The 12,108-nt window shown below is 69.2% G+C and carries 11 protein-coding genes; 5 read left to right on the forward strand and 6 right to left on the reverse strand.

Annotated features, from left to right (window positions below):
- Positions 1–80 precede the first annotated feature (80 nt).
- Complete coding sequence (locus tag JOF29_RS23425) at positions 81–713, forward strand: MerR family transcriptional regulator (protein ID WP_209696625.1); 633 nt, start codon at positions 81–83, stop codon at positions 711–713.
- Here JOF29_RS23425 and JOF29_RS23430 read toward each other — a convergent pair.
- Positions 710–1,195, reverse strand: a complete 486-nt coding sequence (locus JOF29_RS23430) for a MarR family winged helix-turn-helix transcriptional regulator (protein WP_209696626.1) — start codon at positions 1,193–1,195, stop codon at positions 710–712. The two genes, JOF29_RS23425 and JOF29_RS23430, sit on opposite strands and share 4 nt — an antisense overlap.
- Positions 1,196–1,300: 105 nt before the next feature.
- Here JOF29_RS23430 and JOF29_RS23435 point away from each other — a divergent pair, with 105 nt between their 5' ends.
- Positions 1,301–1,882, forward strand: a complete 582-nt coding sequence (locus JOF29_RS23435) for an NADPH-dependent FMN reductase (protein WP_209696627.1) — start codon at positions 1,301–1,303, stop codon at positions 1,880–1,882.
- Positions 1,879–2,241: a DoxX family protein gene (locus JOF29_RS23440; protein ID WP_209696628.1), complete on the forward strand. Its 363-nt coding sequence runs from the start codon at positions 1,879–1,881 to the stop codon at positions 2,239–2,241. Before JOF29_RS23435 ends, JOF29_RS23440 begins: the two co-directional genes overlap by 4 nt.
- 5 nt (positions 2,242–2,246) lie before the next feature.
- Here the strand turns inward: JOF29_RS23440 and dnaB are convergent, their stop codons facing one another.
- Positions 2,247–4,100, reverse strand: a complete 1,854-nt coding sequence (gene dnaB, locus JOF29_RS23445; RefSeq protein ID WP_372446344.1) for a replicative DNA helicase — start codon at positions 4,098–4,100, stop codon at positions 2,247–2,249.
- Positions 4,101–4,496: 396 nt separating this feature from the next.
- Between dnaB and JOF29_RS23450 the strand changes: the two genes are divergently transcribed.
- Both JOF29_RS23450 and JOF29_RS23455 read left to right on the forward strand, forming a co-directional pair.
- Positions 4,497–5,822 (forward strand): MATE family efflux transporter, encoded by a 1,326-nt coding sequence (locus JOF29_RS23450; protein ID WP_307863632.1) that lies wholly within the window; start codon positions 4,497–4,499, stop codon positions 5,820–5,822.
- Between the two features lie 41 nt (positions 5,823–5,863).
- Positions 5,864–6,643, forward strand: a complete 780-nt coding sequence (locus tag JOF29_RS23455; protein WP_209696629.1) for a hypothetical protein — start codon at positions 5,864–5,866, stop codon at positions 6,641–6,643.
- On the opposite strand, the gene JOF29_RS23460 is transcribed toward JOF29_RS23455, so the two are convergent.
- From JOF29_RS23460 to JOF29_RS45505, 4 genes are read right to left on the reverse strand one after another with little or no spacing between them, the layout of a single operon-like run.
- Positions 6,644–6,976, reverse strand: a complete 333-nt coding sequence (locus JOF29_RS23460; RefSeq protein ID WP_209696630.1) for a YrdB family protein — start codon at positions 6,974–6,976, stop codon at positions 6,644–6,646.
- Between the two features lies 1 nt (position 6,977).
- Positions 6,978–7,355 (reverse strand): DUF4913 domain-containing protein, encoded by a 378-nt coding sequence (locus JOF29_RS23465; protein WP_141856453.1) that lies wholly within the window; start codon positions 7,353–7,355, stop codon positions 6,978–6,980.
- Positions 7,345–9,177 (reverse strand): type IV secretory system conjugative DNA transfer family protein, encoded by a 1,833-nt coding sequence (locus JOF29_RS23470; protein WP_209696631.1) that lies wholly within the window; start codon positions 9,175–9,177, stop codon positions 7,345–7,347. The genes JOF29_RS23465 and JOF29_RS23470 overlap by 11 nt, the downstream gene beginning before the upstream one ends.
- Positions 9,177–12,098 carry an LAGLIDADG family homing endonuclease gene (locus JOF29_RS45505; protein WP_209696632.1) on the reverse strand — a complete coding sequence of 974 codons (2,922 nt, stop codon included), beginning with the start codon at positions 12,096–12,098 and terminating at the stop codon, positions 9,177–9,179. Before JOF29_RS45505 ends, JOF29_RS23470 begins: the two co-directional genes overlap by 1 nt.
- Positions 12,099–12,108 lie beyond the last annotated feature (10 nt).

A 12,108-nucleotide genomic window follows, 5' to 3' on the forward strand; every position in this document is an offset into this window, starting at 1 on the left:
GACTCGCCTCCTTATGGATAGTTCAGGTATCCGCTTATGGATACTGATACTATCCATCACAGACGACAGGAAGGCAAGCGATGCGAATCGGGGAACTCAGCAAGGCCACCGACGTCCCGGTGCCGACGATCAAGTACTACCTGCGCGAGGGCCTGCTGCCGGCCGGGGAACTCAGCAGCCCGAACCAGGCGTCGTACGGCGAGACGCATGTCCGCCGGCTGCGCCTGATCCGCGCACTCATCGAGCTGGCACAGGTACCGGTGGCCACCGTGAAAGAGATCCTCGAATCGCTCGACGCGGACACCGAGCCCCTGCACGAGCAGATCGGGCGCGCGCACCGAGCCCTCACGCCGACGCGGCGACTGTCCGCGACCGACGAAGCCCGCACCGCCGCGACCGCCCAGGTCACCGAGCTGATCCACGACCGCGGCTGGTCCGTCGACCCCGAGGCGCCCGCTCTGGCCACGTTGATCGACACCATCGCCGCCCTCCGCAGCCTCGGCCAGGACAACCTCGTCGCACATCTCGACACCTATGCGGATTCCGTCGAGCGCTTCACCCAGCTCGAGATCGACGCGGTCACCAGCAACCCGACCCGCGACCAGTTGGCCGAGTCGGTCGTGATCGGGACGATCCTCGGCGAGACACTGATCGCCTCGCTCCGGCTGCTCGCCCAGGAGTCGATCTCGGCCGAGCGCTGGAAGAACCGTTAGCAGTCGCCGAGCAGTCCCGGCAGCAGCTTCGACATCGCCTTCTGCAGCGCGCGCCCCTCGGCTTCGGTCAGCGGGTCGAAGACCAGTTTGCGGACCAGTTCGACATGGCCCGGCGCGGCCTTCGCCAGCTCCTCGTAGCCGTCGGGCGTGAGGATCGCGTTCGTGAAGCGGCCGTCGTTCGGATCGGGCTCACGACGTACCAGGCCGCGGTTCTCCAGGCGGCGGATCAGGTGTGACAGGCGGGACAGCTCGGAGTTCGCCAGCACCGCGAGGTTGCTCAGCCGCATCGTGTGCTCGGGTTGGTCCGAGAGGCCGGCGAGGACGTAGTACTCCAGGAAGCTCAGGTTGGAATCACGCTGGAGCTGCTCGCCGAGGGCGCTCGTGAGCAGTGCCATCGTGAGCTGGAGGGTCTTCCAGGTGTCGAGCTCGTCAGCCTTCAGCCAGCGCGGCTCGGCCGCCTCCCGCGCTGCGTCGCTCCCCATGCCTGCAGCATAGCCAGCTCGCCGATGACTTGAATGTTCATGTCAATCGCCTTATGGTCGTACTTGAAGTTTCAAGTCATCCTCTTCCTTGAAGGAGTCGTCGCGATGAGCGACCTGAAGATCGCGGTCATCCTCGGCAGCACCCGCCCCGGCCGCAACGGCAAGGCGGTCGCCGACTGGATCCTCACCCAGGCGCAGCAGCGGAGCGGCGCGACCTATGAACTGATCGACCTGCTCGACTATCCGCTGCCGCATCTGGACGAGGCGGTCCCGCCCGCGGCCGGGCAGTACGCCGGGGAGCACACGAAGGCGTGGGCGGCGACGATCGCGGCGTACGACGGGTTCGTGTTCGTCACGCCGGAGTACAACCACTCGACGTCCGGCGTACTGAAGAACGCGATCGACTACCTGTACGCCGAGTGGAACAACAAGGCCGCCGGCTTCGTGTCGTACGGCTCGCTCGGCGGGGCGCGGGCGATCGAGCACCTGCGCGCGATCAGCGCCGAACTGCAGATCGCCGACGTACGTCAGCAGCTGTCGTTCTCGCTGTTCACCGACTTCGAGAACTTCAGCACGTTCAAGCCCGGGCCGCAGTACGCCGAGCAGGCCGCGGTGCTCTTCGACCAGCTCGAGTCCTGGGCGGCGGCACTCCAGCAGGTCCGCGCCGGTCAGCCGGTGGCAGCATGAACGTCGCCGCCTGGATCGTCTCCGGCGTACTCGCCGCACTCTTCCTGATGTCCGGCGTCATGAAGGTCCCCGCCACCAAGGCAGCCCTCGCCGCGAACCCGCGGATGGGCTGGGCGGCCCCGTTCCCGATCGGCCTGATCAAGTTCATCGGCCTCGCCGAGATCGCCGGCGCGATCGGCCTGATCCTCCCCCGCGCCCTCAACCTCGCCCCCTGGCTCACCCCAACCGCAGCCATCGGCCTGGCCGCCATCATGCTCGGCGCGATCATCACCCACGCCCGCCGCTCCGAGTTCCAGAGCGTCGCAGTCAACGTCGTACTGCTCGCCCTAGCAGTCTTCGTCGCCACCCAACGCTTCTGACTCCGTCACCCGTCGTGGGCCATGTCCACAAACCGCGAGTAATGCCCCTGGAACGCCACCACCACATCCGCAGTCGGCCCGTTCCGATGCTTGGCCACGATAAAGTCCGCCTCACCCGGCCGGGTCGACTCCCGCTCGTAGGCATCTTCGCGATGCAACAGGATGACAACGTCGGCATCCTGTTCGAGCGATCCCGATTCGCGGAGGTCGGAGGCCATGGGGCGTTTGTCGGAGCGTTGTTCGGAGCCTCGGTTCAGCTGGCAGATGGCGACCACCGGTAGCTCGAGCTCCTTGGCGAGGAGTTTGATCGAGCGGGAGAACTCGGAGACTTCGAGCTGGCGGGACTCGACCTTCTTGCCGGACGTCATCAGCTGCAGGTAGTCGATGATGATCAGCTTCAGGTCGTGGCGCTGTTTGAGGCGGCGGGCCTTGGCGCGGATCTCCATCATCGTCAGGTTCGGCGAGTCGTCGATGAACAGCGGGGCCTCGGAGACCTCGCCCATCTTGCGGGCCAGCCGGGCCCAGTCCTCGTCGGTCATCTTGCCGTTGCGCATGTGGTGCAGCGGCACCTTGGCCTCGGCGGAGAGCAGCCGCATGGTGATCTCGTTGCGGCTCATCTCCAGCGAGAAGATGCACGAGGTCAGGCCGTGCTTGATCGAGCAGGAGCGGGCGAAGTCCAGGCCCAGCGTGGAGTTGTGGGTCGGGACCATCGTCTTGCCGGCCAGGTACAGATGGTCGGCGTTGTCGACCTCGACGCAGCGCACCGGGACGCTGTCGACCGGGTCCACCCACTCCAGCCGCCGGTCCCCCTCCCCGGTCAGCGCGGCCGGGTAGCCGTGCCCGGTGATCTGCCGCGGCGCCGACCCCGGGATCGACGGCGTCAGTCCGGGACTCGCCGACATCGCCGTGTAGAGGTCTTCGGTCGTGCAGATCACCGGGCGGCCGCCGTCCTCGACGCGCCACTGGTGCTCCGCGTCGGCAACGATCGTGCTGCCGTCCGAGAACGACAGCCGGAAGCACGGCCGGTCCACCAGCACCTCGGTCGCCGCGACCACCGTGGTCGGCAGCCCGTCGGCGCCCAGCAACTGGTCGCCGACCGCGACCTCGGCCATCGTGGTCCAGCCGGTCGGCGTCGGCAGCGGGGTGTCGAGCGCGAGCGCCTTACCCATCGCGGGCCGGGCGGCGACGATGATCATCTGGCCGGGGTGCAGCCCGTTGGTCAGCTCGTCGAGGTCGGTGAACCCGGTCGGCACGCCGACCATCGCGTCACCGCGGGAGTCGATCGCCTCGATCTCGTCGAGGGTGCCCTCCATAATGTCCTTCAGCGGGGCGTAGTCCTCGGCGGTGCGCTTCTCGGTGACCGAGTAGATCTCCGCCTGCGCCTCGTCGACGACGTCGTCGACCTCGCCCTCGCCGGCATATCCGAGCTGGACGATCTTCGTACCCGCCTCGACCAGGCGGCGGAGGATCGCCTTCTCCCGGACGATGTGCGCGTAGTACGACGCGTTCGCGGCGAGCGGGACGGACGCGACCAGCGTGTGCACGTACGGCGCGCCGCCGATCCGGGTCATCTCGCCGCGCTTGTTGAGCTCGGCGGCGACCGTGATCGCGTCGGCCGGCTCACCCCGGGCATAGAGGTCGGTGATCGCGTCGAAGACGACCTCGTGCGCCGGCCGGTAGAAGTCCGTACTGCGCAGGTTCTCGATCACGTCCGCGATCGCGTCCTTGCTCAGCATCATCGCGCCGAGCACACACTGCTCGGCGGCCAGATCCTGGGGAGGGGTGCGGTCGAAGCCCATCTCCGGCCTGCGCTCTTCGTGGCCGCCGTCCTGGCCCCCGCGGAACTCCGCCACGCTCACTTCGCCCGACCTCCTCGCCAGCCCTGCCGATCATCGGTGCCGGATTCGAACACCTGATCGAACCATAGCCAGCCCGACGGACAGTTTCTGTACGCCGGACGGCATCGGCCTCGCGACCGTACGCCGGTCCCGTCACCCAAAGCCACCTGGCCGTCCACAGGGGGTGGGGAAGAACTGTGGGTAACTCACCGAAGTCGTGTGCACAGGTTGGGCACAAGCCTGTGGATATCTGCGGACAGGGAACCCGCAAATGCGCTCTGACCTGCGATTTCTCCAGTGCACAGCTGTGGAGGAGAAAAACTTCCGAAGATCTTCCGGAGTCCGGGACGGAGCAGGTTGTCCACAGGCCGGGCCAGGCACAATAGCCGTCATGCCCCTGACGCTTGTGCGCACCCGGTGAGGCCGCGGCGGAGTCTGTTCGGCGATCAGGACCAGGAGATCCTGCGCCTCGCGGTCCCGGCGTTCTTCGCGCTGGTGTCCGAGCCGCTGATGCTGCTCGCCGACTCGGCGATCGTCGGCCATCTCGGTACGCCGCAGCTCGCCGCGCTCGGGGTCGCCGGGACGATCCTGCAGACCCTGGTCGGGGTCTGCGTCTTCCTCGCGTACGGCACCACGTCCGCGGTCGCGCGGCGGATCGGCGCCGGCGATCACAAGGGCGCGCTCGCCCAGGGCATCGACGGGCTCTGGCTGGCGTTGCTGCTCGGCGTCGTACTCGCGTTGCTCGGTACGGCGCTCGCACCGCAGGCCATCGGCGCGTTCGACCCGTCGCCCGAGGTCGCCGGCTACGCGGTGACGTACCTGCGGATCTCCTGCTTCGGCATCCCGTCGATGCTGCTCCTGCTCGCCGCCACCGGCGTACTGCGTGGTCTGCAGGACACCAGGACTCCGATGGTCGTGGCGATCACGGCCAACCTCGCGAACATCGGGCTGAACGTCCTCCTCGTGTACGGCGTACACCTGAACATCGCCGGCTCCGCCCTCGGTACGGCGCTCGCGCAGACCGGCGCCGGGATCGCGCTGGCCGTCGTCGTGGTCCGCGGCGCCCGGCGGGACGGCGCCAAGCTCCGGCCGGACCGCCCCGGCATCCTGGCCTCGGCGCAGATGGGCGTACCGCTGATCGTCCGGACGCTCACGCTCCGGGCGGCGATCATCCTGCTCACGTTCGTCGCGACCGCCCTCGGTACGACGTCCGTCGCGGCGCATCAGGTGGCGTTCACGCTCTGGTCGTTCCTCGCGCTCGCCCTGGACGCGATCGCGATCGCCGCGCAGGCGCTCACCGGCCGTGCGCTCGGCGCCGGCGACGTCGCCGGGACCCGGGCGATCACCCGCCGGATGATGTGGTGGGGCCTGTTCTCCGGGCTGATCGGCGGCCTTGCGCTCTGGGGGCTGCGGGCCGTCTACGTCCCGTGGTTCACCTCGGATCCCGACGTACGCCGGACGCTGGCGGCCGTCCTGATCGTGGCCGCGCTGTGGCAGCCGGTGAACGGGGTCGTGTTCGTGCTGGACGGCGTACTGATCGGTGCCGGGGACGGGCGCTACCTGGCGATGGCAGGCGTGGTGGCGCTCGTGCTGTACGTACCGCTGGCGCTGGCGGTGCTCTGGGCGGGCGGTGGGATCGTCGCGCTGTGGTGGGCGTTCGGCGGGTACATGTTGCTCCGGTTCCTCACTCTGACGACGCGGGAGCGCCGGGAGAGCTGGCTGGTCACGGGAGCTGTCCGCTGACCCCGCGGTACGGCATCGTTGAGCAGAAGGAAAGGAGCGGCATGCCCGACACCGACGACGACCTGTCCGTCGACCTCGATCCCGTTCAGCGGGAGCAGGGCGACGACGACACCGAGGCCGCCCGCGAGCGGCGCGCCGCCAAGGCTCGGGCCGAGGCCGACAAGTTCCCGACGCACGACCTCGAGGACGAGGCCCGGAAAGACCTCGACGAGGCGGACGAGCAGGCCCGCCTGGACGAGGTGGACGCGGACGCCCGCACCGAGGAGATCGAGCTCGCCACCAAGGACGAGCAGGCGCTCGAGGAGCACCGCCTCCGCGACGAGGTGCTCGACGCCACCGCGGAGACCACCCGGGCGATGGAGCTCGCGCACGCCGACGAGCAGGCCCGCGACGTACGCCGGCAGTACGCCGCCAACGACAAGCAGCGCGGGGTCGGCGACCGCGCCCATGGACGGCACGAACTCGACGAGGCGGCCGCCCGTCCCGACGATCTCGGGTCGGCGGGACTCGCCGCGGAAGGCCGGCGGTTCCAGAACCTGGCCACCATCGAGGAGCGCCGGTCCACCGCCGAGGACGAGATCGCCGACGACTACGACGCCTCCGCGCGGGAGCACCGCGAAGAGGCCCGCGACGCCCAGCCGCACGCGTCCGGCGCCGTCCGCAACCCGCCCGAGGAAGCCCCCGAGGCCCAGCTCCCCCAGGACCGCCTGCACGTTCGCGGCCACGGCCAGGTCCGGGACAAGCAGGGCAAAGCCCTGAAGCCGAACCCGAGCCGAGCCGGCACGCCCGACCTCAACATCGACCGCCGCCGGGACCGCTGACTAGGGCTGCAGCTTCTGGGTGTGGATGATCGCGAGGTTCGCCGCGACCACCACCACGAAGACGATGCCGAGCAGCGGGTGGCCCATGCTCCACAGGGCGGCACCCGCGAGTCCGAAGACGAGCACCTTCACGATCCATCGCGGCACCTGTCCGCGAGCTGCCGTCGGTGCCGCGAACAGGCCCCAGAGGACGGCGGCCACGAGCGGCAGCCCGACGGCGAGCAGCACGCGCGTCACCGTCGTACCGCCGGTGTCCCAGCCCCAGCGGGCGAAGACGCCCAGGGCGAGGATTTCGACGAGGAAGGCGAGCAGCAGGTTCGCTGCCTTCCACATCTCAGACGCCGCGGATGTTCGGCTGGCGCTGGTCGAAGAACAGGCCGGCCGGTGGCTCCTGCACCGGCAGCGGCGGGATCGGATAGTCGGTGTGCTGGTTGTTCCGGCAGGCGGCGAACGGGCCGTCCGGGTCCAGCAACGCCATCATGTGCGGGTCCGCGTGGTCGCGCCACCAGACCGACATACCGGTCGCCGGGTCCAGCCGCAGGTGCTCCCAGGCACGCCAGATCGAGTCCAGCCGGCTCAGCGCCTCCGCGTGCCGGTACCACTCGGGGCACCAGACGAACTGCTGCCCGAGCCGCCGCGTGTAGAGGTAGATCAGCCGGTCTTCGACGAACTCCGCGACGTGCGGATAGAACAGCTCCTGCTCACCATCCACCGGTGTTCCCCTCGTTCTGCTCCCAGACCGGGCGCTCCGGGCCGCGCTGCTGGAGCGCCGGCTGCTGCGACGCCACCCACGGGTTGTTGCTCGCCGGGATGTTCGTCGCCGCTCCGGGATCGTACTTCGCCAGCGACGCCTTCACCGCGCCGGCGTCCGGCCGGGTGAACCACGGGACGGTCTTCACCAGCGTGGCCGGCTGACCCGACGACAGGACGACGGCCCGCCCGGCCGGCAGTGCGGCGAGCGCGGACACGTCGAAGATGTTGTGCCGCTGGGTCTGCTGGCTGGTACCGCGCTTGCCCTCGTTGTACGACACCGAGTTGGACTGGATGTCGTACTCGCCGACCATCTTGCTCAGCCGGTCGAGGAAGTTCGGGTCCGCGCCGCCACCGCCGTACACACGGATGTTGGCCGAGCCCCAGAGCTTCTCCATGCCGTGGTCGCCCCAGCACTCCTGGCCCTGCGCCCAGGACTGCAGGATCGTCATCAGCACGATGCCGCGGGAGCCGAAGTGCGAGTACAGGTCCGGGAGGTTCTTCCAGCGGCAGACGTTCGCGGCCTCGTCCAGTACGCCGACCAGCGGCTTCGGCATCCGCCCCAGCGGGCAGCCGCGGGCGAACTGCTCGGCGGCCTCGGCGACGGCGACGGTCAGCGCGGTGACCAGCGGGCCCGCCGTACCGGCGCCTTCCTTGGAGAGGCTGTACAGCGTGCCGCCCTTGCGGACGAACTCGTGCGGGTTGAACTGGGGGCGGTTGTCGTTCGGGCCGTTCGGGACCACCCAGCGAGTGACCTTGCGGTTGACCAGGAACTGGGCGCTCTGCTGCGCCGTACCGTAGACACCGGCGCGCTGCTTGTCCGGCGCGTTGATGACACCGGCCAGCGCGTCCGCGGACAGCTGCAGGCCCGGGGTGTTGCGCAGGATCCGCTCGGGCTCGTCGTTCCGCTGGTCGGCCAGCCAGCTGTAGACCTGGGTGATCGGCCGCTTCGCCACCGCGGCGGCGAGCAGCAGGCCGGCCAGCAGGTCGGTACCGGCGGCGTCGAAGAACGCGTCGGTCTGCGCGCCGATCGTGCGCTGCGAGGCGACGAAGTGCTCGGCGAGCTCGCGCGCCTTGGTCTCGTCGGTGATGTACGTCAGCGGGTTCCACCACCAGTTCGGCGGCTCCTCGCAGACCTCCTGCGGGTCGAACACCCACAGCGGGCCCTTCTCCGACCGGGGGCCGCGGGTGGCGTCGACGATGTCCCGCTTGTTGGAGGTGGCGATCACGCAGCCGGGCGCGTCCAGGATGGCCGGCACCGCGCGCGACGTGGTCTTACCGGTACGGGGACCCCAGATGTCGACGTGCATGTCTTCCCAGTTGCCGAAGACCTCGAGGTTGTCCTGCACGGTCCGGCCGATCAGGATGCCCGGACCCGAGTCGGCGATGCCGAGCTGGTTCGCCTTCTCCTGCGCGCCTTCGCGGGTGAGCTTGTAGATTTCCGACCGCTTCGCCATCAGCGACGCCTGCCGGTCGACCCGGCCGACCGACTGCTGCCGGTTCCGGAAGTACCACCAGGCGCCACCGGCCAGGCCGAGCAGCACCACGACCTCGACCAGGAGGACGCCGGTCGCCGCGCCGGACCAGGACAGGTTGCCCTTGGCAAGGTCGACGATCGCGTTGAACGGGTTGTTCGCCGGCAGCGTGCCGTTGACCAGCGACGCCACCTTCAGCGCGATCCACACCACGAACACCACGACCGCGAGCGCGCCCAGGCCCACGAAGATGAAGATCGCCTCGGGCGAGATCCCGCCCGGGCCGGTGCTCCGCTTGCCGTCGGCCATTACTCGTCAACTCCCGTCCGGGCGTTCACCCGGGTGGTCGGGTCCGGCGGCGGCAGCATCGACGGATCGTCCATCCGGTACTCCCCGACGACCTCCTGGGTACCGTCCGGTGCGACCTCGACCACCTGCGGCACGCCGCTCTGACCGGTCGTCCACAGCTTGTTGGTGTCGTTGATCTCGCGCTCGACCGTGGTCAGACCGACGTGCACCGGGATGCCCGGGCGGCCACCGACCTTGACCAGGAAGTTGCCTCGGCCGGGAGGTGCGGCCTCCTTGCCGGTCGCGGGGTCCCAGGCCGGCGGGTCCTGCCAGCCGATGAGCATGTTCTGCTCCTCCTGGGACATCGCCACGACCTCGGTCAGGTTGTCCATCTCGGCCCGCGGCAGACCGCCGAGGACCACCATGCCGGAACGCTCGACGAAGCCCTTCGCCTTCATCCGGTCCTCGGGGTTCTGCAGGGCCAGCAGGTCGGACATGGTGTGCGAGATCATCGCCATCCCGACACCGCGCTGCCGGTTCAGACGGGTCAGCGCGTCGACCCGGTCGACCAGGCCGCTGCCGGCCCGCAGTACCCGCCACAGCTCGTCGAGGATGACGAAGTAGTGCCGCCGCGGCTCCAGCCCGGCGTCGGCGAGCGCCTGCGAGACCGCGACCGCGCCGAACCCGTACGACCAGCAGGCCAGCAGTACGGCGGCCTGCAGGCTGGTCTCGGAGTCGTCGACGTTGGACACGTCGAACACCACCGGACGGTCCATCTGCATCGGGTTGTCGGTCTGCTCGGAGAAGATCTCGCCCAGCCGGCCACCGCCGACCAGACCGATCAGCGAGGCCTCGAGGCCTTCGGTGATCTGCCGGTAGCGGTCGAGGCTGCCGCGGTCCAGGGCCACGTTGCGGACCCGGTCCGGGGCGTCCTGGATGACCTGCAGCAGGTCGCGGAGCACCGGCGTACCTTGGAACCGCTCGTCGAGGACCTTGAGCGCCTCGTCGAGGATGGTCTCCTCGCGGTCGTTCGGGTTCTGGTTACGCATGATCGCGATCAGCGCCGAGACCATCGTCTGCCGGCGGCCGTGCGCGTCGGCCTGGATCGCCTCCCGGGCCTTGCCGGTCAGCCGGAGCGCGGCCTGCCGGGACTCGCCCGGGTCCAGCACGTTCAGGTGGCCGCGGCCACGGCCGAGCTGGATGACCTGCCCACCGAGGGCCTGGATCAGGTCCTTGTAGTCCGGCTTCAGGTCGCCGAGCACCAGCGGCTGCACGCCGTACCCGGCGAGGCCGAGCGCCATCCGCCGGGTGATCGTGGAATTGTGGGTGGTGATGAAGGTACGCCCGGCCAGATACAGGCCGTCGGGGTTGGCGACCTGGACGCAGCGGACCGGCCGGGAGGCAACCCGGCGGGCCGACACGATGTAGCGCCGTGAGGTTCGAGCCGGCTGCCCGACCGTTCGCTCCGCGTGCACTTCATGCTTGCGACGAAGGCCGAACACCTCGTCCGTCGTCGTGAAGCCGACGGTCCACTTCGGGCCGCAGTCCTTGCCATTCAGCATTGCCCGGGACTCTCGAAGGGTCGGCCGGTAGCCCAGGCTCGCGATGAGCTCGAGTACATCCTCAGCCAGCCACCGGCAGGTCGAGGTGTATTGCACCTGACCGCCGGCCGGGGAGACTGTGCCGTCTGTGTCAAGCAGACCGGCGAGCAACTCTCGTCGCTGCCCGTCCGATGCGCGCAGGTAGGACGTCGGGATGTGCTTGTCACCCAGTACGCCGAGCCGGCGCAGGACCTCGGTCAGACCGGTGCCCTTCTGCCGATAGGTGCCCGGGATCGTCAGCCGGTAGACCATCGGACCATTCGGCTCGCACTCGATACCAGCGGCCCGGATCCGGTCGACGATGCCCTGATCGACCGTCGTCAGCCGTGGTGCCGCACTGTGTCCATCTCCGAGCCAAGCACCAAGGACATACGGCGCAAGCGGAAGACTTGCCTCGGAAAGTACGAGGCCCGGCATCACTCGGACCGCGTGGTTGGCCTTGCCACCTGCAACCAGGGTCTCCGCGACCTCCGCAGTCGTCAGGGGTTCCTTCTCCGGCGTGCGATTGCGCTGATCGTTCTTCGTCCTGCGGAGAGCCGCCGACACTACGGCGACCAGGGCCGCCGGGTCGTACCAGTCCCGGCTGCCTCGACTCCGGACCGGAGCCAGAGCACCCGCCCAGCGGTAGACCGAGCTCTCGCGGGTGGTGCCGTTCCAACCGAGAGTCCGGGTCAGATCCCGGACCGAGACCGGTTCGGCGCCGAGACTCGCCCGGGCGGCATCGACGGCGGACAGTTCCAGATCAGTGCCCGCCGGCAACCGCTTGCGTGGCACGTTGCGCTCCACCCAGGCTCGCCGGCGGTCCTCGACGGTCTCAGTCACCCACAGGTGTTCGGCATCGGCGACGATCGTCTCTCCGCTGGAGAAGGTCAGCTCCCAGCACTCGCGATCGGTCATCACTTCGGACACCGCGACAATCGCCGTCGGCAGACCATCGGCACCAAACACGAAGTCGCCTGGTTGCAGGTCGGCCATCCGGCGTGTCCCGTCGGGCGTCGGGATCGGTGTGTCGACGTCGAGCGCCTTGCCCAGGCCCGGCTTGCCGAGCACGAACATCGACGGGTTCGAGATCAGCTTGGCCCGCATGAACCAGCTGATCGGGTCGCAGCACATGGTCGCGCCGGAGAGGATGTTCCGCCCGATCGGTACGCCGACCATCGGGCTGCCGGTGCCGGCCCCGAACGGCCACATCCCGCAGACCTGGACCGTCGTACCACGCCACTCCTGCGGAGCCTGCAGGTACGTCGAGTAGCCGCCGCCCGGGCCCGGCCAGCCGCGCGGCATCGGCCGCCGGCCCCGGCGGGTCGGGTCGACCGGCTTCTTCTGCTTCTTTTCGCTCACTGTGACTCCC

Source organism: Kribbella aluminosa, from assembly GCF_017876295.1.
GTDB classification, from domain to species: domain Bacteria; phylum Actinomycetota; class Actinomycetes; order Propionibacteriales; family Kribbellaceae; genus Kribbella; species Kribbella aluminosa.

What these genes read in the sequence shown, in the direction of transcription:
- JOF29_RS23425 (WP_209696625.1), top strand. Translation starts at nt 81, where the DNA reads ATGCGAATCGGGGAACTCAGCAAGGCCACCGACGTCCCGGTGCCGACG.
- JOF29_RS23430 (WP_209696626.1), bottom strand. Translation starts at nt 1,195, where the DNA reads ATGGGGAGCGACGCAGCGCGGGAGGCGGCCGAGCCGCGCTGGCTGAAG.
- JOF29_RS23435 (WP_209696627.1), top strand. Translation starts at nt 1,301, where the DNA reads ATGAGCGACCTGAAGATCGCGGTCATCCTCGGCAGCACCCGCCCCGGC.
- JOF29_RS23440 (WP_209696628.1), top strand. Translation starts at nt 1,879, where the DNA reads ATGAACGTCGCCGCCTGGATCGTCTCCGGCGTACTCGCCGCACTCTTC.
- JOF29_RS23455 (WP_209696629.1), top strand. Translation starts at nt 5,864, where the DNA reads ATGCCCGACACCGACGACGACCTGTCCGTCGACCTCGATCCCGTTCAG.
- JOF29_RS23460 (WP_209696630.1), bottom strand. Translation starts at nt 6,976, where the DNA reads ATGTGGAAGGCAGCGAACCTGCTGCTCGCCTTCCTCGTCGAAATCCTC.
- JOF29_RS23470 (WP_209696631.1), bottom strand. Translation starts at nt 9,177, where the DNA reads ATGGCCGACGGCAAGCGGAGCACCGGCCCGGGCGGGATCTCGCCCGAG.